The organism is Acinetobacter sp. 10FS3-1, assembly GCF_013343215.1.
GTDB lineage: Bacteria > Pseudomonadota > Gammaproteobacteria > Pseudomonadales > Moraxellaceae > Acinetobacter > Acinetobacter lwoffii_C.
The window spans coordinates 48,365-69,772 of sequence record NZ_CP039143.1; the positions used below are offsets into that span (position 1 = coordinate 48,365).

Annotated in this window: 18 protein-coding genes; 11 read left to right on the forward strand and 7 right to left on the reverse strand. The window is 46.7% G+C overall.

Annotated elements, in window-relative coordinates:
• Positions 1-121 precede the first annotated feature (121 nt).
• From E5Y90_RS00200 to E5Y90_RS00210, 3 genes are all read left to right on the forward strand, one after another.
• Positions 122-1,444 carry a hypothetical protein gene (locus E5Y90_RS00200; RefSeq protein ID WP_174659062.1) on the forward strand — a complete coding sequence of 441 codons (1,323 nt, stop codon included), beginning with the start codon at positions 122-124 and terminating at the stop codon, positions 1,442-1,444.
• Entirely contained in the window at positions 1,425-1,712 is a 288-nt protein-coding gene (locus E5Y90_RS00205; RefSeq protein WP_151205565.1) for a chorismate mutase, read from the forward strand. The genes E5Y90_RS00200 and E5Y90_RS00205 overlap by 20 nt, the downstream gene beginning before the upstream one ends.
• A 156-nt stretch (positions 1,713-1,868) precedes the next feature.
• The gene (locus tag E5Y90_RS00210) at positions 1,869-2,606 is read left to right on the forward strand and encodes a sulfite exporter TauE/SafE family protein (protein ID WP_174659063.1); all 738 of its coding nucleotides are present in this window, start codon (positions 1,869-1,871) and stop codon (positions 2,604-2,606) included.
• On the opposite strand, the gene E5Y90_RS00215 is transcribed toward E5Y90_RS00210, so the two are convergent.
• The 4 genes from E5Y90_RS00215 to E5Y90_RS00230 form a co-directional block, all read right to left on the reverse strand.
• The gene (locus E5Y90_RS00215) at positions 2,603-3,508 is read right to left on the reverse strand and encodes a LysR family transcriptional regulator (protein WP_174660529.1); all 906 of its coding nucleotides are present in this window, start codon (positions 3,506-3,508) and stop codon (positions 2,603-2,605) included. The two genes, E5Y90_RS00210 and E5Y90_RS00215, sit on opposite strands and share 4 nt — an antisense overlap.
• A gap of 96 nt (positions 3,509-3,604) precedes the next feature.
• The gene (locus E5Y90_RS00220; RefSeq protein WP_151205632.1) at positions 3,605-4,903 is read right to left on the reverse strand and encodes a solute carrier family 23 protein; all 1,299 of its coding nucleotides are present in this window, start codon (positions 4,901-4,903) and stop codon (positions 3,605-3,607) included.
• 297 nt (positions 4,904-5,200) lie between these two features.
• Complete coding sequence (ppc, locus tag E5Y90_RS00225) at positions 5,201-7,885, reverse strand: phosphoenolpyruvate carboxylase (protein ID WP_174659064.1); 2,685 nt, start codon at positions 7,883-7,885, stop codon at positions 5,201-5,203.
• A gap of 140 nt (positions 7,886-8,025) precedes the next feature.
• A complete protein-coding gene (locus E5Y90_RS00230; RefSeq protein ID WP_174659065.1) occupies positions 8,026-8,652 on the reverse strand; it encodes a TetR/AcrR family transcriptional regulator in 627 nt (208 codons plus the stop codon).
• Between the two features lie 147 nt (positions 8,653-8,799).
• Between E5Y90_RS00230 and E5Y90_RS00235 the strand changes: the two genes are divergently transcribed.
• The 7 genes from E5Y90_RS00235 to E5Y90_RS00265 all read left to right on the forward strand — a co-directional run bounded on the left by E5Y90_RS00235 (position 8,800) and on the right by E5Y90_RS00265 (position 16,046).
• Complete coding sequence (locus E5Y90_RS00235; RefSeq protein WP_174659066.1) at positions 8,800-9,903, forward strand: efflux RND transporter periplasmic adaptor subunit; 1,104 nt, start codon at positions 8,800-8,802, stop codon at positions 9,901-9,903.
• A 2-nt stretch (positions 9,904-9,905) separates the two neighbouring features.
• A complete protein-coding gene (locus E5Y90_RS00240) occupies positions 9,906-13,043 on the forward strand; it encodes an efflux RND transporter permease subunit (RefSeq protein ID WP_174659067.1) in 3,138 nt (1,045 codons plus the stop codon).
• 130 nt (positions 13,044-13,173) lie between these two features.
• Entirely contained in the window at positions 13,174-13,551 is a 378-nt protein-coding gene (locus E5Y90_RS00245) for a hypothetical protein (RefSeq protein WP_174659068.1), read from the forward strand.
• A 102-nt stretch (positions 13,552-13,653) separates the two neighbouring features.
• Positions 13,654-14,769 carry a molecular chaperone DnaJ gene (dnaJ, locus tag E5Y90_RS00250; RefSeq protein ID WP_151207175.1) on the forward strand — a complete coding sequence of 372 codons (1,116 nt, stop codon included), beginning with the start codon at positions 13,654-13,656 and terminating at the stop codon, positions 14,767-14,769.
• 455 nt (positions 14,770-15,224) lie between these two features.
• Positions 15,225-15,440: a cold-shock protein gene (locus E5Y90_RS00255; protein ID WP_151205465.1), complete on the forward strand. Its 216-nt coding sequence runs from the start codon at positions 15,225-15,227 to the stop codon at positions 15,438-15,440.
• Positions 15,441-15,549: 109 nt separating this feature from the next.
• Positions 15,550-15,783: a hypothetical protein gene (locus tag E5Y90_RS00260; protein WP_151205464.1), complete on the forward strand. Its 234-nt coding sequence runs from the start codon at positions 15,550-15,552 to the stop codon at positions 15,781-15,783.
• Positions 15,784-15,845: 62 nt separating this feature from the next.
• Entirely contained in the window at positions 15,846-16,046 is a 201-nt protein-coding gene (locus E5Y90_RS00265; protein ID WP_174659069.1) for a hypothetical protein, read from the forward strand.
• Between the two features lie 678 nt (positions 16,047-16,724).
• On the opposite strand, the gene E5Y90_RS00270 is transcribed toward E5Y90_RS00265, so the two are convergent.
• The gene (locus E5Y90_RS00270) at positions 16,725-17,339 is read right to left on the reverse strand and encodes an SPOR domain-containing protein (RefSeq protein WP_174659070.1); all 615 of its coding nucleotides are present in this window, start codon (positions 17,337-17,339) and stop codon (positions 16,725-16,727) included.
• 311 nt (positions 17,340-17,650) lie between these two features.
• Entirely contained in the window at positions 17,651-19,441 is a 1,791-nt protein-coding gene (gene argS, locus E5Y90_RS00275; RefSeq protein ID WP_174659071.1) for an arginine--tRNA ligase, read from the reverse strand.
• 270 nt (positions 19,442-19,711) lie between these two features.
• Here argS and E5Y90_RS00280 point away from each other — a divergent pair, with 270 nt between their 5' ends.
• Complete coding sequence (locus tag E5Y90_RS00280; protein ID WP_151205460.1) at positions 19,712-19,999, forward strand: DUF2798 domain-containing protein; 288 nt, start codon at positions 19,712-19,714, stop codon at positions 19,997-19,999.
• A gap of 96 nt (positions 20,000-20,095) precedes the next feature.
• Here the strand turns inward: E5Y90_RS00280 and E5Y90_RS00285 are convergent, their stop codons facing one another.
• Positions 20,096-21,397, reverse strand: a complete 1,302-nt coding sequence (locus tag E5Y90_RS00285; protein WP_174659072.1) for a DUF445 domain-containing protein — start codon at positions 21,395-21,397, stop codon at positions 20,096-20,098.
• Positions 21,398-21,408: the final 11 nt, after the last annotated feature.

Consider the following 21,408-nt stretch of genomic DNA (forward strand, 5'->3'; position numbering starts at 1 on the left):
CTTGATATAAAATTTGCACAAGACTTATATCTCTATGCAAATCTCTTCATAATAGGGGCTTGCATAGCGCAAGCGTGCCAGCAGGGGTTGGCACGACAAGACATTATTCGAGGCTGATCTCATGTCCCTGTTACGCCGTTGGTTTGATCCAATCCGATCGAGCTGGTTTTACCAGAAGCCAGTTCGTCAAGCGGTGTTATCTATTGAAGATGGTCTCAGCATCCATTTAAGACTGGATGATGTCTATAGTTATCTGGCCGTACAGCAGTTGCCCCAGCTGGAAGAGATCTTAAGCCCGCAGCTCAAGCCTCTCAAAGTCGTGATTTCCGAACAGCGCGCTGAACCCCCCAACCAGATGTCCTTTGATGAATGGCAGCATTACTGCATTCATGATGCGAAAATTCTGGCCAAGCAGCATCGTTTCAGCTTTCACGATAAGCCTGAGCTGCCCAGTCCGGAAGCCCTGAAACAGGCCGCAGTCATTCTGAAAAACACCCCCTTACGTGGACAGAATTTTCTGTATCTGCTCGAAGATGTGTTTCATATGCTGTGGCAAAAACAGAACGGAAAATTACGCACCTTATATATCATGGCCAGTCGCCATCATGCCGCGCAAAATTTTCCTGAACGGATTTTCAATACCATCCCTATTCTGGCCAGCTATTTCACTTTTGGCGGACGTCAGTATCATGCGGTAGATGATTTACTGCGTCTGACCCGGCGCTTGAAACAGCAAAAGCTGCTGACCGATAATCCGATTTTCCTGATCAATCATATTGAATGGCGTGAGCATTTGATCAGTGATGCAGAAGAGCTGAATGAAATCCAGTCAATGAATCCGGAACTGGATCTGTATATTGCGCTGGAAGATCCGATTTCCTGGCTGTTATTGGCTTATATCAAGGAAGAGCTGGCCGATTTTTATAATATCCGGCTGAATGTCTATCCCTTATCCTATCGTGGACGGGACTGGTTTGAATGGAATCTGGCGACCCGTTTATCCAAACGTACCGAGGTCAAATTTACCCCTTTTTGCCGACCGACTGAGCAGGCCATTGTACCGATGGCACAGTTATTCTATAGCTGTCCAGAAGAGCAGCGCATTGATGCCATGTACCAAATTCTGCAAGCCGTCTGGACGCGTGGCTATGACTTGTCCTATGCGCCGCATATCAAGCGCCTACAACAGGAGTTGAAGCTGGACGAGCTGACTCAGGAAGATATTCAGACCAAATTACAAGAAAACGACACTTTGTGTGAAATGAAGTCCCAGCCTGATTTCCCGGTGCTGGAATTGCGGATTGAAGGGCAAAGTTACACATTTAATAGCCTATATCGTGTCTGGATGATTGAAAGTATTTTCAGTAATGTGTTAGAAGAAAAGTATAAAAGTGATAATCAAACTGAGCATGAACTGAATCAATATGGAAAAAATCAAAGCTGAATCATTACAACATGCACGTCACCAGATCGATGCCATTGATACAGCTTTAGTTGAGCTGATTGCTGCGCGTCAATTCTATGTTGATCAAACCACACGTTTTAAAAAAACTGAAACCGATCTGCAATCACCGGAGCGTATGGAACAGATTGTGGAAAAGGTAAGGGCTTTGGCCCAACAGCAGGGTGTGGACCAGAAATTTATTGAGCATCTGTACCGGGAAATGTTCCAGTATTTTATTCAGCGGGAGCTAAAAGAATTTCGTCCTTAAACCAGTTTTAAATCCGATTTTCGCTGATCCGTCTGCTAATTTTCAGCACATCTATCTAAAGCCTCAAGATTTACTTGAGGCTTCCTTCTTAAAACCCTGATTTTTCTCTATCCGTGATTTCTATAGCATGGACCTAAATCAATTTAGGGTCATCAGATGACTGCTTTTGTTATTGCTATTTTTGCGCTGGCTGGTCTGATTAAAGGCACCATTGGCTTGGGTTTGCCTGCGGTGTCTATGGGGTTGCTGACTATATTTATGAGTCCATTTCAGGCAGCAACTTTACTCATTGTACCTTCAATGCTGACCAATTTTTGGCAACTCTTTGCTGAAGGTCATGTGCTGAAACTGATTCGCCGTTTCTGGCTATTGCTGGCCGGCATTATCGTGGGTTCGGTCTGGAGTGTTTTTCCGACGTTAGGCCATTCTGAATTTCACAGTGAAGCCTTATTGGGCACGATGCTTGCCCTATATGGTCTATATGGTTTACTGGCGAAACGGATGCCAGATTTAAGCCAGTATGAAACGTGGCTTTCTCCGATGATGGGATATCTTGGCGGTGCCTTGACCGTGGCGACGGGTGTGGTGGTGATTCCAGTGGTGCCTTATTTGCAGACCCTGCATTTAAAACGTGATGATCTGGTACAGGCCTTGGGTCTTGTATTTACTACCTCGACGGTATGTTTGGCCATTTTCCTGCACCGAAACCCGGTAGAAGATATACCGATTGATTATGCCATGTCCGCAATTGCACTGCTTCCTGCCTTGATCGGAATGTGGTTCGGCAAGAACATCCGTTCCCGTATCCCTGAACAGACATTCCGTACCGTATTTTTTATCGGCCTGATTGCCTTAGGCAGCTATATGGCGTTGCATCAATTCGGCTGGATTTAATTCAGGATTTTTTGTACATCCGCAGAAATGAGGAACTGGCTAAAGTGCTGATAGGCCGTGCTCAGTTCATCAAAGCTCTTTGCAGCTAACAATAACTTACGGTTGGCCCAATCTCCGGTCAGTTGGATTTGCTGAAATGCATAGAGTTTTGATAAATGTTGTGCAGCGCGTTTTGGCATAATTGCAATACCTACCCCATTGGCTACAACTTGGGCAATGGCCGCAAAATTCGGTAAGCGCAAGCGGTATTGAATCTCACAGTTCAGCAAGCGAGCCTGGGTTTCAATCGACTGCTGCAAAGAGTAATATTGCATCAAGCCCACAAAGGGATAATTCAGACAGTCTGCTAATTTTAATGCCGGATTCGTTGCCAAATCATGCTGTTCAGGACAGATCAGTACCAGAGGATCATCTGAAAATTCCAGAGTCTGTAATTGGGGTGCAGGAAAAAAGCTAGAGATCAGTCCTAGCTTGGCAGTGCCGCTCACCAAAGCTGCAATGATGTCATTGCTTTCTGCTTCTTTTAAATCGATCTGGATATTTGGATTATTTACCAAATACTGGGGTAATAATAGGGGCAGGTACTCACTTTGTGCTGAGGAGTTACACCATAAGCTGATATTGGAGTTGAGTCCTTCACTAAAGCCGGCCATGGCTTGAGACAGTTGTTGTCCTTGTTGCAACAGGGCTTGGGCATGCTCAGCAAAGACCTGTCCTGCAAAAGTCATTTTTACCCCACCCGAATGGCGGCTGAACAGACTGACCTGATATTGCTGTTCCAGCTTTTTAATCCGTTCACTGGCCGCTTGTAAAGAAATGGCAGAGCGTTCAGCCCCTCTGGTTAGGCTACCGGTATCGACTATATTGAGAAAAAGACGTAAATCAAAAAAATCCAGACGCATCGGCAGGATGCTCATATAAAAGATTAAGCCTATTTAAACAATTCTGGCGATATAAAAAAAGCAGCCTTATGGCTGCTTTTTTTATATGAATCTGGCTTATTTTTTTTCACCCAAAGCAAAGAACCAGTTCAGAAAGAGCGCTGCAAAGGTTGCTGTGCCAATACCGCCCAACGTAAAATTACCGAAGTTCAGGGCAAAGTCTCCTGTGCCCAGAATAATGGTCACGGCTGCGACCATCAGGTTTTTATTTTGTGAAAAATCGACTTTGTTTTCAATCCAGATTTTTGCACCAGCAATGGTAATCAGACCAAATACCACAATCGATGCCCCGGTCAGAATGGCGGTTGGAATGGTATGCACAATGGCACCAAACTTGGGCGATAATCCGAGGAAAATGGCAAAAACACCGGCCACGGCAAAAATGATGGTCGAGTACACCCGGGTCACAGCCATCACCCCGATATTTTCACCATAGGTGGTCATACCCGGAGCACCGACACTGCCTGCAAGCGAGGTGGCGATGCCATCGGCCACGAAGGCTTTGCCAATGTGCGGATCAAGGTTTTCACCTGTCATAGCACCTACGGCTTTGATATGCCCCAGATTCTCGGCCACCAAAATAAATGCAATCGGTGCAATGATCAGCATGGCATTGGCATCAAAGGTCGGAGAATGAAACTCGGGAATACCGAACCAGGCGGCTTGCTGAACCGGCAAGAAGTTAATGGCGGTGCCATAACCCATGACATTGCTCAGAAGGTAATAGACCAAATAGGCCAGCAGCAGACCAATCAGCAATAACAAACGCTGCAGCAAGCCACGGGTAAAGACGGCAATCGACCCCATACACATCACGGTCAGCAAGGCCATCCAGGAGTTGAAATCATTGCCCATCACGTTTTTCACGGTGGCAGGTGCCAGATTCAGGCCAATGATCATGACCACAGCGCCAGTCACCACTGGCGGCATCAGTTTTTCAATCCAGCGTGTACCGGTGGCCATAACCACCACCCCAATCAAGGCATATAAAATACCGCAGGCAATAATCCCGCTTGCTGCCACTCCGATATTCGGATTTAAACCGCCGCCTGCACCGGCATAACCGGTTGCGGCAATCACCACACCAATAAAGGCAAAACTGGAACCCAAATAACTTGGAACACGTCCCCCGGTGATCAGAAAAAATAGCAGGGTACAGATGCCGGACATTAAAATGGCCAGATTGGGATCAAATCCCATTAAGAAAGGCGCCAGCACGGTTGCACCAAACATGGCAAAGGCATGTTGGACACCAAGCACCACAGTTTGTGCAGGAGGTAAATATTCTGCAGTACCTACCGGTCGTGCATCAATATTGCCCTGATAGGGGCGCCATTTTGGAAACCAGTTGGCCATAAAATGAGCACTCTTAAGATAAATTGTGCACATCATACTCTGGTTCTGTAGAAGATTTAATTGCTGCCAGTCGTATTTTGTTCAAATTAATTCACTGACTTTCTTAAATAATTTACCAATCGGTAAAAGTATTTATATTAAAAACAAAACTAAATCAGTGGATTGATTAATTGATTATGGCTTTATGTCATGTATAAATAAATTTTATTCGATTTATGAAATAAATATTATTTCTGCAATTGACTGCTCAATAAAAAAGCACATCGGGTAGATGTGCTTTTAGTTAACTCAAACAGATTAGCCGGTGTTGCGTAAACCGGCAGCAATTCCGGCAATACTGACCATCAAGGCATGGTCAACCGGGGTATGCTCGGCATTTTGCTCAGCCAGATAGCTGCGGCGGCGTTTCATCAGTTCGGCCTGTAACAGGTGCAGGGGAAGCAGATAAGGCTTTCGCACACGCATGGACTGGTCCAGGATGTCATTACTGGTCAGCAGTTTTGATTCGCCTTTTAACGCCAGCAGGGTTTGTACTGCGTCTTTTAAACGTTGACGCAGTTCATTGCCCAAGACTTTTAGATCCTCATCCTCGGTTAAATGCGACTCATAATACAGCGCCACATGACCATCTGCTTTGGAAAGTACCATTTCCAGCATATCAATCAGGGTCTGGAAATACGGCCATTGTTGCAGCATTTCATTCAGCAGCTCTTTTTGCCCCTGATCGATCACCTGATTAATGGCAGCGCCTGTGCCTAGCCAAGCCGGCAACATGAGACGAATTTGAGTCCAGGCAAATACCCAGGGAATGGCGCGTAGGGATTCAATCCCGCCACTAACTTTACGTTTGGCCGGGCGTGAACCGAGTGGCAACATCTGCAATTCCAGCTCTGGCGTTACAGTGCGCAGGTATTTGACAAAATGAGGGTTTTCACGAACTGTCTGGCGATAGACCTGAACCGACAGATCAGTCATCTGGTGCATCAGTTCACGCCATTCCGGTTTAGGCTCAGGGGGGGGTAACAGGGTGGCTTCTAGGGTTGCTGCGCTATAAATTTCCAGATTTTGCAGGGCAATGCCTTCCAGACCAAACTTAAAGCGAATCATTTCCCCCTGTTCAGTGACACGGATGGTACCGGAAATTGAACCGGGTGGCTGCGAGAATAGTGCCTGCTGGGTAGGTGCACCGCCCCGGCTGATTGAACCGCCTCGACCATGGAATAAGGTCAGTTGTATGCCATGCTGTTTGGCAACCACGGTCAGCTCTTCCTGGGCACGATACTGCGCCCAGTTGGCAGACATAAAGCCGGCATCCTTGGCTGAGTCTGAATAGCCAATCATGACCTCATGTTTGCCCTGAATATGCTGTTTGTACCAGTGCATATTCCACAAGGTCGACATGGTGCTGGCTGCGCCGTCGAGGTCTTTTAAGGTTTCAAATAAAGGCACAACCCGTAACGGAGTTTTAATGCCGGCTTCTTTTTGCAGTAACAGCACGGCCAGTACATCACTTGGATATTCCGCCATGGAAATAATATAGGCCCCCAGACATTCACTTGGCTGTTCCGCCAGAGTACGCATGGTGGCAAAGACTTCCTGCACATCCGGGTGTTGAATCAGGCTGCCTACAGGTTCATTCAGATGTTTAGGCAGCAGCGGACGCTTGCTCTGTAATTCCTGCAACAGGAAGTTCTGACGCGCCTGTTCGGTCCAGGTTTCAAAATTACCCAGTCCCAGATATTCAGTAATGGCAGAAATCGCCTGACGATGGCGGCCCGATTCCTGACGAATATCCAGTTTTAGCAATTCGATTCCGAAACTGTTTACCCGGTAGATAAAATCAAGCAGTTTGCCATTGGCAATTTCAGGCAGATTGCAGGCTTGTAATGAGCGATAGCAGAGCAGCAGAGGCTGTAGCAGCTCATCTTTGCTTTTGATGACCCGGCTATCATCGGCATCTTTATTGTGCAGTTTCTCGGCCAGCCAGTTGCGGGTGGCTTTCAGACGTTCCCGGGTATCACGTAGATATTCACGGTACGGTTCCGGATGTGCTTGTCCGAGTGCCTGTTGCAGCTCTTCACTACATTGCTGGATCGAGAGTTCCCAACGTAAATCTTCAATATCGCGCAGGTACAGGTCTGCGGCTTTCCAGCGTGACAGCCAAAGTACTTCCTGAGTTACCTGATGGGTCACATTCGGGTTACCATCGCGGTCGCCGCCCATCCAGGAAGCAAAGCGTACTGGTGCGACGCTCAGAGGCAGAGGCTGGGTACAGTGTTCCTGTACCAGGCCATCCAGCTCACGAATGAATTTGGGTACGGCATTCCACAAGGTCTGTTCAATGGTGGTAAAGCCCCACTTTGCCTCATCAATCGGTGTCGGGCGATGCTGACGAATTTCATCCGTTTGCCAGGCAGAGGTGATCAGCTGTTTCAGTTCATTCAGTACAGCCTGATGCTCGCGTGGTGTTAATTTCTGCTGGTCACATTTTGACAGGCAGTCATTGATGTCATCATATTTTTGAATCAGGGTACGGCGGCTGACCTCGGTTGGATGTGCAGTCAGCACCAGTTCAATTTTTAATTCACAGATCTGTTGATACAGGATGTCTGCGCTAATGTCCTGCTGCTTGAATTTTTCAAATAAGGGTACCAGCGGATTAGGAGACTCAGCCGTTTCATCAAACTCGCTTTGACGGCGGCGGCGCACCACATGGTATTGCTCGGCAATATTGGCAAAGTTGAGAAAATGGGTAAAAGCACGGGTCAGAGGCAGGATTTCATGATCTTCCAAACTCAGAAATAACTGTTCAAGCTGCTTTTCAGCTTCCACCTGGCCATCACGTGCGCCTTTGGATAAAGCCCGAATCTGCTCGACCTGATTAAACAAATCTTGTCCGGCATGGAGTTTTAGGGTTTCTCCCAGCAGGTTTCCCAGTAAACGTACGTCTTCGCGTAGTGGCGCATCAATCTGTTGAATCATTCTTGTGTTTCCCTCCCAGAACATCATTTGACTATACCCCGAATAGGTGACAATCCAAGCCCTATAAAGCTAAAAGTTAGCGGATTTTTGCTGTAATTTTTAGCAGATCTGGAACAGGAGAATAAAAAACAGCCAAGTCCTCAGGCAGGAGCAGGGGCATATTTCAGCATAAAGATCTCAATCGCCTGCTGAATGATCTGATGCTGTTCAGTCTGGCTCGGTGGTGGGCACAGGCCGAGCAGCACTTGATGGTGACGCATGCCCATCAGTAAAGAAACCATCAGTTCGGTCTGCTGTTGGGGTTCATCTGCCCGGATCAGCCCGAATTGCTGGGCACGGGAAAAAAACTCATTCCAGACCCGGTGCAGCTTGCTATGCGAGGCCTGATAAAAGCGTTCGGTCAGCGGACTTTGCTCTGCGGCCAGCTCCATGAGCAGCAGATCCAGCTTGATCGCTTCCGGCCGGTTGGCAATATTTAAAGAGCGGCTGCAGACTTGATACAGCGCCTGGATAAAATCGCTGTCTGGCGTCAGTACTTGAGGATGTTCCTGCAAAATGGCTTCACAGGTATGTTCAATCGCGCAGCTAAACAGGGTCGCCTTGTCCTGAAAATGGTTATATACCGTTAGCTTCGTGACGCCGGCTGCACGCGCAATCTGGTTCATGCTGGAACCCTGATAGCCATGCGCCAGAAATAGTGCCTTGGCGGCCTCTAGTATACGTTGACGCTTTTCCAGATCTTTGGGTCGCCCCACAGGTATTTGCACAACTTCATCCAAAAAAAATCAATATAGCCAATGATTAAGGGTGCTATTTTAATTAGTGTACCGAGTGGTATATTAATTAAAAAATGATCAGTTTAATATATCAGCCTATTTTGCCCTAAAAATGATGATTAGATAAGAGCGAACACGATGAGCAGGATTCAGAGCGCTTTGGCCAGCATGATTATTCTTTGTAGCATAGCCTTAGCCGGATGTAGCAAAGAGACGATGGCTACCGAACAGGAAGTTCCTTTTGTAATGGTAACGATGCCAAAAAATTCACAGCACGAACTGAAAAGTTATGCTGGAGAAGTACAGGCACGTCAGCAAACGGCGCTGGCTTTTCGGGTCGGGGGGCAGGTCACCCAGCGTTTTGTCGAGGTGGGGGATCAAGTCAAAGTCGGCCAGGTTCTGGCGACGCTGGATATTAAAGATGCCCAGTTACAGCTCAATGCAGCACGTGCGCAGCTGGAAAGCGCGCAATCGGCCAGTAAGGTTGCATCAGACGAATTACAGCGTTTCAAGCAGCTCTTGCCATCCAATGCCGTCAGTCGTTCGCAATATGACGCCGTAGATAATCAATACAAGGCGGCTTTATCTCATCTGAAACAGGCCCAGTCCAATTATGAGACTGCCATGAACCAGACGGCTTATAACCAGCTGATTGCCAATAAGACGGGGGTGATTACCGCACGCCATATCGAAGTTGGCCAGGTGCTGGCCGCAGGTCAGGCAGCCTTTGAGCTGGCGATTGCCGGAGAGCGTGAGGTGGTCATTGGAGTGCCTGAACAGGCAATTGCCGGAATCAAAACCGGACAGGCCGCCGAGGTCACGCTCTGGTCCAAACCCGAAGAGAAATTTGCCGCTTTTGTACGCGAGATTTCACCTGCTGCGGATCAGTCACGTACCTTTAGGGTCAAGGTTGCCCTGCGCGAAGGCAACAGTCAGATTCAGCTCGGACAAAGTGCCCGGGTCTTCTTTCAGCACCAGCATGACAATATATTGAGTGTGCCCCTGTCCAGTGTGTCTGCCCATGGACAGCAGGCTTATGTGATGATGGTCAAGCCGGACCATACGGTGCAGAAGCTGCCCGTGCAACTGGGCGCCTATGGCCGTGACAGTGTCGCGGTATTAAGTGGTCTGAATGCCACTGATTATGTGGTGGTGGGCGGTGTGCATCTACTGCATGAACGGCAGAAAATCCATCCGATTGATCGGGAAAACCGTAGCGTGACAATTCAGGCAGGGAGTTAAACATGAACTTTAACCTGTCTGAATGGGCCTTAAAAAATAAGGGGCTGGTGCTATATTTTATGATCCTGCTGGGTCTGATCGGGATCGTCTCTTATTCCAAGCTGTCACAGAGCGAAGACCCGCCATTTACCTTTAAAGTCATGGTGGTACAGACTTACTGGCCGGGCGCGAGCGCCAAGGAAGTCTCTTTGCATGTCACGGACCGGATTGAAAAAGAGCTGATGACCACCGGGCAATATGAGCGGATCATGGCCTATTCACGTCCGGGTGAATCCATGGTGACCTTTATTGCTAAGGATTCTTTACATTCCAATGAAGTTGCCGATGTTTGGTATAACGTTCGTAAAAAGATCAATGACATCCGCCATGAACTGCCGCAAGGTGTACAAGGCCCATTTTTCAATGATGAGTTTGGCGATACCTTCGGGAATATCTATGTAATCAAGGGCGCAGACTTTGATTATGCCACGCTAAAAGACTATGCAGACCGTCTGCAACTCCAGCTGCAGCGTGTTAAAGATGTGGCCAAGGTGGAACTGATTGGCTTGCAGGACCAGAAAATCTGGATTGAAATCTCCAATACCAAAGCCACCCAGCTCGGTATTCCGGTGACTGCCATTCAACAGGCACTACAGCAGCAAAATGCCATGACCCATGCCGGTTTTTTTGAAACCGCCTCAGACCGGATTCAGGTTCGGGTGAGTGGTGCATTGCAGAGTGTGGAAGAGCTGCAACAACTGCCACTGTATGTCAATGGACAGACCATCCAGCTGGGAGATGTGGCGGAGGTTTATCGCGGTTTTACTGATCCGGCCCAGCCTCGTATGCGCTTTATGGGCGAGAAAGGGATTGGTATTGCGGTGTCGATGCGCAAAGGCGGCGATATTATTGCCCTGGGTAAAAATCTGGAACAGGAATTTGCCCGTCTGCAAAAAACCTTGCCACTGGGCATGCAGCTACAGAAAGTTTCCGATCAGCCGGTTGCGGTCAAGCGCAGTATCCTCGAGTTTATGAAAGTGCTGGCTGAGGCCGTAATTATTGTGCTGCTGGTCAGTTTTTTCTCTCTCGGTTTCCGGACCGGTCTGGTGGTGGCCTTTTCGATTCCGCTGGTGCTGGCCATGACTTTTGCCGGCATGAATTTATTTGATGTCGGGCTGCATAAAATTTCTCTGGGGGCTTTGATTCTGGCCCTCGGTCTGCTGGTAGATGACGCTATCATTGCGATTGAAATGATGGCGATCAAGATGGAACAGGGCTTCAATCGCTTACAGGCTGCAGGTCATGCCTGGCGTACGACCGCTTTTCCGATGCTGACCGGTACCTTGATTACTACTGCCGGTTTCCTGCCGATTGCAACAGCCGCGTCCAGTACCGGTGAATATACCCGTTCCATTTTCCAGGTGGTGACCATTGCCTTATTGATGTCCTGGGTGGCTGCAGTTCTGTTTGTGCCCTATCTGGGGGACAAGCTGCTGCCGGACTTTAATCAGGATTTAGTGCAAAAAGCGCCTTGGTATCAGCGTATATGGGCACGTCTGCGCAAACAGCCTGAACCTGCACCGGTCGTGCATCAGGCCGGGGAAGTGCATGATCCTTATCAGACCCGGTTTTATCAGGGCTTTCGGCGCTGGGTCAATACCTGTGTGACCTATCGCAAAACCGTGATTGCTGCGACCCTGGGTATTTTTATCTTATCGATTGTGATGTTTAAACTGGTTCCTCAGCAGTTCTTCCCGCCCTCGAATCGTGCTGAAATTCTGGTGGATTTAAAACTGGAAGAAGGGGCTTCACTAAAAGCCACCGAAGCAGCGGTTAGGAAGGTCGAGCAGTTCCTGTCCAAGCAGGAGGGCATCGACAATTATGTGGCCTATGTGGGCATCGGTTCGCCACGTTTCTATTTGCCGCTGGACCAGCAGTTGCCCCAGACCAGTTTTGCCCAGTTTGTAGTATTGGCTTCTTCCCTGGAAGATCGGAATGAAATCCGCACAGCCTTAAGTGACCAGATTCGGGTGCTATTGCCCGAGGTCAGGACACGTGTGTCTTTACTGGAAAATGGCCCACCTGTTGGCTATCCGCTGCAATTCCGGATTTCGGGAGAAGATCTGGTTCAGGTTCGTGAATGGGCACAGAAAGTGGCGACAACGGTGAGCCAAAACCCGAACAGTACCAATGTCCATCTGGACTGGGGTGAGCCGAGCAAAATGATTCAGCTGGAGATTGATCAGGACCGTGCCCGTCAGCTCGGAGTCAGCAGTACAGACCTGGCCAATTTCCTGAACAGCTCGATTTCAGGGGCAGCCATAGACCAGTTCCGGGAAAAACGCGAGCTGATTGAAATCCGGTTGCGGGGGGATGAAGCTGAACGGGTCGATGTCGGTTCACTCAGCAGTCTGGCGGTGCCGACTGCAACAGGTCATGCGGTGCCTCTGGCGCAAATTGCCAAGATTGAATATCGCTTTGAAGAAGGTCTGATCTGGCATCGTAACCGCTTGCCCACCATTACCGTACGTGCCGATATTCGCAGCCAGTTGCAACCTGCAACGGTGGTCAAGCAGTTGCAAGATGAGCTGGACCAAATCCGTACTGAGCTGCCGAGTGGTTATCTGCTGGAGGTAGGGGGGACTGTAGAAGAGTCTGCCCGTGGCCAGCGTTCGGTCAATGCTGGTATGCCGTTATTTTTAGCTGTGGTTATGACTCTGCTGATGATTCAGCTCAAGAGTATTTCCCGGGCTGTGATTGTGTTTTTAACCGCACCACTGGGGCTGATTGGTGTGGTCTTATTCTTGTTAATTTTCAATAAACCTTTCGGCTTTGTTGCCATGCTCGGCACGATTGCGCTGTCGGGCATGATCATGCGGAACTCACTCATCCTGATTGACCAGATTGAACAGGATATTCGGGCCGGGGAATCGCAGTGGGATGCCATTATCAATGCCACGGTGCGCCGTTGCCGGCCTATTGTGCTGACTGCTTTGGCGGCAGTTCTCGCTATGATTCCCTTATCCCGGAGTATCTTTTTTGGACCGATGGCCGTTGCCATCATGGGAGGATTGATTGTAGCGACTTTATTGACGCTATTTTTCCTGCCTGCCTTATATGCGCAGTGGTTTAAAGTAAGAAAAAGTGTAGATTCTGTTTAAATTTGTCATAATTTTAGGTGCGAAATATTGAAAATTTCAATATAGTAGGGCCTGCTATTTTAATAATTCGAACAAGATACGCTGCTGTAAATTTGGCGCTGTGCTGAACAGCACACTAAGGTTGAAAAACATGAATTCAGACACTCTTACCAAGATGCGACGTTCCCTGGGGATGGCTTATGTGTTCATGTTTTTGGCCTTGTTTACGGTGGTCAGTGGTTTATTGGCCTACTGGCTGGCACGTAAAGTCAGCCAGCTGGATTATGCCGAAGTTTGGTTACAGGCACAGGCCTTGTGGATCATGCGCAATATCGTGATTTATATCGTTCTGGCAGCCTTTGCAGCACTGTGGTTTATTCCTCTGTTTTTCTTTGCCTGGGACAGTCAGCTTTGGGTAAAAGCTTGTACGGTAACTGGTGTCATCTTCAGCTTTATTGCCTTTATTTTCCTGATTAATGCTTGGTTTAAAGGCATTCATAAATTTACGCAAAGAAAAGCTGTTTTCTAAAATCTACATTTTTTTCAGTATTCCCCTTGTAAAACTTGGTTTGACCCCAATTTCAGACCACAGTTGAGTATGAAATAAATTCCGTGAGGAGCATCGCCAGACATGGCTAAACGTGATTATTATGAGGTTTTGGGTATCGCTAAAACCGCTAGTGATGATGAAATTAAAAAAGCCTACCGTAAGTTGGCGATGAAATATCATCCAGACCGTAACCCGGACAACCCTGAAGCTGAAGAGAAGTTTAAAGAAGCTGCGGAAGCCTATGAAGTGCTGTCCGATAGTGAAAAACGCAGCATGTATGACCGTATGGGCCATCAGGCCTTTGAAGGTGGCATGGGGGGCGGCGCAGGCGGCTTTGGCGGATTCAGCGCAGAAGATATTTTCAGCCAGTTTGGTGATATTTTCGGGGGAGCGTTTGGCGGAGGTGGCCGTGGCCAGCAACGCCAGCGCCGTGGTTCAGACCTGCGCTATGTGATGGAACTGACGCTGGAAGAAGCGGTCAAGGGCGTCAAAAAAACCATTACTTTTACTGCACCGGCACCTTGTGAGGCTTGTGATGGTAAAGGTTCTAAAAACCCACATGATGTAGAAACCTGTCCGACCTGTCATGGTGCCGGTCAGGTGCGTATGCAGCAAGGCTTCTTCTCGGTACAGCAAACCTGTAGCACCTGTCGTGGTCAGGGCAAGATCATTAAGAATCCATGTAATAAATGTCATGGCTCGGGTGTATCTGAACGTCAGCAAACGCTGGAAGTGACTATTCCTGCGGGCGTGGACAATGGCGACCGTGTACGTCTGACCGGTAAAGGTGAAGCGATCCGTGATGGTCAGTCAGGCGATCTATACGTTGAAGTGGTGGTGCGTGAGCATGAAATCTTCCAGCGTGATGGGGCCGACCTGTATATGGATGTGCCTGTTTCGATTGCGGATGCAGCTTTGGGTAAAGAAGTGCAGATTCCAACTCTGGATGGGCGTGTCAGTCTGAAAATTCCTGAAGGCACTCAAACCGGTAAACTGTTCCGTTTACGGGGTAAGGGCGTGAAGCCGGTACGTTCGACCATGCAAGGTGATTTGCTCTGTCGTATCGTGGTGGAAACACCTGTCAATCTGTCCGCACGTCAACGTGAATTACTGAAAGAGTTGCAAGCGACTATGGAAGGTGAGGGAAGTAAGACCTCCCCAAAGAAAAAATCATTCTTTGACCGCTTATTTGACTGATCCAGCTTTCAGAGCACTAAAAAGGACGCTTAGGCGTCCTTTTTATGGGCTATAAGAAATTTTCACCTTAGATAGGTTTCTATTTTAATCTCAATCCTGCTTAGGCCCAGGTTTTATACACTTGAATAGTTGGCTTGTTTTTATAATCTCTCTGATAGGCGTATCCAGTCGTGTAAATGTCTGCTTCAAGAAGCTGGATGACTTTATTCTTTTGCGTAGTGGCCTTTTTATAAAATAAATAAATATATATATAAGAAAACTTGATTATTTTTATTTTTAGTGTATAGTGGTTTTAACTAGAAAAAAGTCTTGTTTCGGTAAATCTTCTTTAAGTATCGCAGTTTTATTTATAATCCTTCGTTTTTTCAGATTTTAAGTCTCATTCTTTATTATTTCAAAGTTATACTCAGTCAATAGCTTGGCTAAAAATTATTAAAAATTAATAGGATATATATATGTCAAACTCTAATGTCGTTAAAGGTACGGTAAAGTGGTTCAATGAAACTAAAGGTTTTGGTTTTATTCAACAAGAAGCTGGTCCAGACGTTTTTGCTCATTTTAGTGAAATTGCGAACTCAGGTTTTAAAACCTTATTTGAAGGCCAACAAGTTGAATTCAGCGTAGCACAAGGACAAAAAGGCCCGAATGCTGTAAATATTGTTGCTATCTAAGTAATTGTAAGTAGTACTATAAAAAAAGCACTTATGAGTGCTTTTTTTATGATGTTTAAATTTAATAAGAGCTTTACCCATTGGGAAAATCTAACAACTAGGATATAAATTGTTAAAAAATAATAATTTAATTGCAAAATCTCAAAATGGTACTGAAATTTTAGTATCGTTAACCCCGTTAAATAAAATGCAAAATACACGTCAAGGTTTAAAAACAGTGGAAGTCGGTAAAAGAGTTCTTCTAGAGTCAGGTATTGAAGTTGACTTAAATCTAGATGGGCGTAGTTTCTACACTTCTTCAAATAATTTATTTAAGCTCAATCATAGAGTTTCTAAAATTTAAAATCTTTTAGTATTAACACCTTATATTGATATTTCCTTATTATAATATTTCCAGAGAAAAAAATGCTTAAACAAAATATCTGTGTTAAAGATCAGTTTGGGGTTAAATACTCCATACAAGCTACTTTTAATGATCATGCTTCTAATTTTCATTCTAATGTAAAACATATCACGGTAGAGGGTGAAAATATCCGCCCCAGTCTTGAAATGTTGTTTAAAAGTGGGTTAAGTGGGAAAATTTTCAAAATTTTATCCTTAATTTAAATTTGCATGTGAAGTGTAATACCATGTTGTTGTCATCCTGCCTGACTCGGGCTGTTAAAGCCGCGTCTTTTTCTCGAACGATGATTCAAACATGGCATGGTTTTTGAAAGCTATGCATCCGTATCGTCATCCAAATCGCTGACTTTTCTAATAATCCTCTGATTAAGCCATTGGTATTTTTCTTCGAGTCTTGTTGCCAAGCGCTATAGACATCAGCAAAATATTCATTTATCTCTCTTTCTTCAGCAGCAGGTTCATGCAGGCTGAACTCCTTACCATTGTCTGCGGTAATGATTTTTAGCAGATCTTGGATAGGTTGGAACAGACGGATTGTGGTTTGGCAGATTTTCTCTGCCTGAGGTGAGCGGCAATTTATTCAACCAGAGATAGCCTGTCTGCCGATCTTCAATCGAAACCAGTGCTTGCGAATGGTTTTCTTGCCCACCATTTATCTATTTCCAGATCAGCAAAGCCAGTCTACTGCTCAATTTTAATAAGCCGATCCTGAATACGTTTACACTTACTCAACGGGTGACGGGTTCCAGAAAAGCCCTCCATCGGATAGGGCATAAATCTGATATTTTTCTTCCTTTCCCTATTTTAAGCTCTGTTGCATTGTATTTGAAAATTCAAGCAATAAAAAAAGCACCATTTGGCGCTTTTTTTAAGATCGAAATTTTAGCGTTTGACCACGATGGAATCGATACCACTATTTTGCAAGGTTTGCTGGGCAATAATGGCGGCTTCGGCTGAATCATAAGGGCCGGAAACAACACGGTACCAGATCTTGCCATTTTCCACACTACGTACCACATCTGCTGAGAGGCCATTTAAAATAATTTCAGCACGACGTGCATCTGCCTGATCCGGATCATCAAAACTGCGGACCTGCAGAATATAACTGGCGGGTGCGGGTTGTGGTGCTTCCGTCATTTCCTGACCGGGTTCTAGTGTGCTTTCAGGTTCAGTCACTTCAGGCTTAGGAGCTTCCACAATCACAATGGTATCTTGGGATTTGGCTTCAGGAACGGCCTGCTCTGGAATTGGGGTAACTTGTTGCTGTGGCAACAGATCATAAAAACGGTAATCCTCATTGGTCTCTTCTTCCTGATAATGCTGGGAAGTGACCTGATTTTTAGGTTTGACGGGCTCCCAGGGTTTCCACAACAGGAGAGCCATTAAAAAACTTAACACGATTAAAATGATCACGAGTGTGCCAAGCCAAGCTGGAATCAGTGGCTTTTTAGGCTTATTCGGTCTTTGAGATACACCGCGCTGCGTTTTTCCAAACACTGGGGATTTCCTCTTCTTTATATTTTGATAGGAAAAGCATAACAGCAGTTATGCCCTTACTATAGCGCAATCCTGAGACATCAGGATCTAAATATTCTTATTTAGATTGCAAACTTTCAAGATTTTATAATTTACTTGAACTTTCAAATAGATATAAAAGTCAGGAAAACCATGAGCAAGGCAGAGCAATGGCAAAAGGTCGCCTGCTGGCTCTGCACAGCTTTCATCTTCTAAGCATGTAAAGCAGTGCTTTGCTTTATAGACTTTTTTCGTGCCAAGCTCTCGTCTTGCGTCAATGTAAAAGCAGTGCTTTACATTGACTCGGGTGCAGAGACGCCCAGAAGTTCCAGACCATTACGCAGAACCTGACGTACGTTGACCGATAACAGCAAACGTGCCTGGGTTAATTCTGCATCATTACCCAGTACCTTGTTTTCGTTATACCAGCCATGGAACAGGGCAGCCAGTTCTTTCAGGTAGTTCCCAATCTGATGCGGTTCATAGCTGTTGGCAGCGCGCAGTACAATTTCAGGATAGGCAGCCAGTTTGGCCAGAATTTCAGTTTCGGCCTCCAGTTCCAGTTTTGCAGCCAGAGTACGTGCACTCGCTGCATCAAAGTTCACTCCGGTAGTCACAGCTTTTTCTAACATACGGCAGATACGGGCATGTGCGTACTGGATGTAATACACCGCATTGTCTTTGCTTTGCGATACTGCCAGATCCAGGTCAAAGTCGATGTGCTGTTCAGATTTACGCATGACATAATAGAAGCGGGCCGCATCGTTACCCACTTCTTTACGCAGGTCACGCAAGGTCACGAACTGGCCTGAACGGGATGACATTTGCACCATTTCGCCGCCACGCCATAAGCTGACGAACTGTACCAAAAGTACGGTCAGTTTCTTTGAGTCATAACCTAGCGCATCAATGGCTGCTTTCACACGTGCAATATAGCCATGGTGGTCTGAACCCCAGATATCAATAATATCGGTATAGCCACGTTGTAATTTGTTCAGGTGGTAGGCAATGTCAGAAGCGAAATAAGTGGTCTGTCCGTTACGGCGTTTGACCACACGGTCTTTTTCATCGCCAAATTCAGTTGACTTGAACCAGATATTGCCTTCAGCTTCATACAGGAAACCACGCTGATCCAGCGTTTGTAATGCTTCTTCAATTTTTTCAGTCAAGGAGGCTTCACTGAACCATTGGTTAAAAGTAACTCCAAACTCGCCCAGGTCATCTTTAATGTCATCCAGAATGGCTTTGAGCGCAGCCTGATGGAAGACACGGTAGCCTTTACCGAGCAGGGTTTGTGAGTTAAAAATCAGGCCATCAATATGTTTTTCTTTATCGCCTGACAGAACCACTTTATTGCCTTCAGCATCTAATTCAGCGGCGTATTGCACATCTTCAGGCACGTCTTTATACACGTCAGCCACAGGGCGTACATGTGCATCGCCATCTTGGTCGATAATACTTTGTGCGATTTCTTTAACGTAATTGCCTTGGTATGCATTTTTCGGGAACACCAGTTCCTGACCGTTTAATTGCAGATAACGTAAATAGGTTGACGTTGCCAGAATATCCATCTGACGGCCGGCATCATTGACATAGTATTCGCGGTCTACTTTGGCACCGGTGGCCTCAAGTAAATTAGCCACAGTCATGCCATAAGCTGCCCCACGGCCATGACCTACATGCAGGCTAGACGTCGGGTTAGCCGAAACAAATTCGACCTGAATGCGTTTTTCCGCATTGGCCTGAGTACGGCCATAAGTCGCTTGTTGGGCCTGAATCTGATCCAGTACGGCAAAGCGCTGATTGGCATTCAGAAAGAAGTTGATAAAGCCCGGACCTGCAATTTCGGCCTTGCTGATATCTGCCACTTCAGGTAACGCAGTCAGGATTTTTTCTGCTAAATCACGTGGCTTCATACCGGCAGCTTTAGACGCGATCATGGCAATATTTGAGGCAAAGTCACCATGGCTTCGGTCCTTGGTACGCGTCAAACTACTTGTGTTGTTCCAGTCAGATGGGAGTACGCCTTGTGCCTGTAAAGTTTGCACTGCATGATCGAGAGCTGCTTGTATTGCCGTATTCATAATCAGTCGAAAATAGATATCGCAGAAAAACAGCAAATATAGCAAATTTCATGCTCTTTAGGTAAAACCATTTGGACGAAATACAATTTATGACAATGCAGAAAAAATCACTCATCCAGAAATTTTTTTATTTAAACTTGAAAAAATCAAAATAGGTATCATGTGAAAATCATGATAATTTCGAATGCTCTACTTTAAGGCCCAAACACTGCTTTCAAAGGAATGAATTTGGCTTAATATGAGTATTCTGCACACAGTCTAAGAGTCAGTATGAATTCGCAACAACGCCCGGTCCTGATCGGCAATATTCCTAAACTTCCGGCGAAATGGGCCTTAATTATAGTACCTTTTATTTTGTCCTGCCTGATGAGCGGCATTATTTCCATGATCAACATGCTGCGCAATTTAGGCTGGATCGAAGGCTTTATGGCACTCTGGTTTCACAACTGGATGATTTCCTGGGCCATTGCCTTTCCTATTGTGGTAACGCTATTGCCTTTTGTACGTAAATTCACAGGTTTATTTGTGGATATGTCGGGCAATCCACCCTCCAAATAAACATTGATCCGGCAACCCTCCTGCTACTGAATCCTGCTCAATAAAAAATAAGGTCCGGCTGTTTTAGGGCAGAGGCGTGTAGGAGGCGGAGTCAAGCTAAATCAGGTGCTCAACCACAGCACGGATAATGCCCAGTACTAAACCGATACAGGCACCCACCACAACGCCATTAACCCGGATCATATGCAGGTCGCCACCCACTTCATTTTCAATCTTGTCGATCATCTCGGTTGAATCCCATTCGTGAATGCGTTCGCTGATAAAACGAATCACTTTTTCACTATACTGGTCACTGAGCTCAACCGCGAGGCTACTCAGGCGCTGGTTGAGCAGCTCCCGTACAGCCGTATTGGAAACGATATTTTCCCCGACCTGCTGTATGGCCACGCGCAGGTTCTCTGCAATCCCCGAGTCCGGTTTTTGTAGATCGTCCTTGATCGCATCGCATAAAATCACCACCGCACCACTGATAAAGTTCAGTACCTGCGGACTGTCAAGCAGGGCATTTTTAGTGTTATTCAAACGCTGGCTGGCCAGACTGTCATGATCCGCCAGTTGCAGCATCAGTTCCTGAGCTGCGGCCTCAATGTGAAGACGCCAAGGATGAGCCGGATCTGCCAGCATGGCTTCCACCCGCTGGATGACGGAGTCTATACTGCGCTGCTGCACATCAATACCGATCCAGCTGGCACCTTTGGCCAGTCGCCAGACTCCCATTTCCTTAAACAGGGTACGGGTCAGTTCGCGGGTCTGTTCCGGATGCGAGGTCATCCAGGCATGTACCACATCCAGACCGCGTTGTAATACATCCTGGTGGAAATCATTTTCTAAAACGGCGCGTAGCATTTCACTGGCCAGGGTATTGATCTGGGTGTTTCTGACCCATTGCACACTGTTGCTGTGGACAAATCCGGCAATTTGCTGCTGTCCGACAAATTCAAACACTTTAGGAACGGTCTGTTGAATGACCTGGGTGACCTGAGTGCTGTTATGCGGGTTGGCCAGCCAGCGTCCCGCCGCTAGACTCAAATCGGTATCGGCTAGGCTGCGCTCGACAATTTGGGGTGAGAGGAAATTTTCCTGAACAAAGCGTCCCATCGACTCGGCAATCCGGGCCTTGTTGCGCGGAATAATTTCGGTATGATCCCGCAGGAATTTTGGAATAGGCAGCTGGCCAAAAGGATTGCGGAACAGCACCGTAATGGCATACCAGTCAGCCAGTCCACCCACCACGCCCGCTTCGGCTGAAAGCATCAAGATATGAATCAGCCAGACATATTCAGGCAGCAGCTTGGCAGCAACCATCAGGGCCAACCAGGCCAGTACCGCCACCACCAGAGCGATCGTGGCAAAACGTTTACTGCGTTGTAAGCTCGGTGATGGTTGTTCTTTCTGCATACATGATCCTG

Bases quoted from the DNA above. Each gene is read 5' to 3' on its own strand.
- E5Y90_RS00200 (WP_174659062.1), top strand. From the start codon at position 122: ATGTCCCTGTTACGCCGTTGGTTTGATCCAATCCGATCGAGCTGGTTT.
- E5Y90_RS00205 (WP_151205565.1), top strand. From the start codon at position 1,425: ATGGAAAAAATCAAAGCTGAATCATTACAACATGCACGTCACCAGATC.
- E5Y90_RS00210 (WP_174659063.1), top strand. From the start codon at position 1,869: ATGACTGCTTTTGTTATTGCTATTTTTGCGCTGGCTGGTCTGATTAAA.
- E5Y90_RS00215 (WP_174660529.1), bottom strand. From the start codon at position 3,508: ATGCGTCTGGATTTTTTTGATTTACGTCTTTTTCTCAATATAGTCGAT.
- E5Y90_RS00220 (WP_151205632.1), bottom strand. From the start codon at position 4,903: ATGGCCAACTGGTTTCCAAAATGGCGCCCCTATCAGGGCAATATTGAT.
- ppc (WP_174659064.1), bottom strand. From the start codon at position 7,885: ATGATTCAACAGATTGATGCGCCACTACGCGAAGACGTACGTTTACTG.
- E5Y90_RS00235 (WP_174659066.1), top strand. From the start codon at position 8,800: ATGAGCAGGATTCAGAGCGCTTTGGCCAGCATGATTATTCTTTGTAGC.
- E5Y90_RS00240 (WP_174659067.1), top strand. From the start codon at position 9,906: ATGAACTTTAACCTGTCTGAATGGGCCTTAAAAAATAAGGGGCTGGTG.
- E5Y90_RS00245 (WP_174659068.1), top strand. From the start codon at position 13,174: ATGAATTCAGACACTCTTACCAAGATGCGACGTTCCCTGGGGATGGCT.
- dnaJ (WP_151207175.1), top strand. From the start codon at position 13,654: ATGGCTAAACGTGATTATTATGAGGTTTTGGGTATCGCTAAAACCGCT.
- E5Y90_RS00255 (WP_151205465.1), top strand. From the start codon at position 15,225: ATGTCAAACTCTAATGTCGTTAAAGGTACGGTAAAGTGGTTCAATGAA.
- E5Y90_RS00265 (WP_174659069.1), top strand. From the start codon at position 15,846: ATGCTTAAACAAAATATCTGTGTTAAAGATCAGTTTGGGGTTAAATAC.
- argS (WP_174659071.1), bottom strand. From the start codon at position 19,441: ATGAATACGGCAATACAAGCAGCTCTCGATCATGCAGTGCAAACTTTA.
- E5Y90_RS00280 (WP_151205460.1), top strand. From the start codon at position 19,712: ATGAATTCGCAACAACGCCCGGTCCTGATCGGCAATATTCCTAAACTT.
- E5Y90_RS00285 (WP_174659072.1), bottom strand. From the start codon at position 21,397: ATGCAGAAAGAACAACCATCACCGAGCTTACAACGCAGTAAACGTTTT.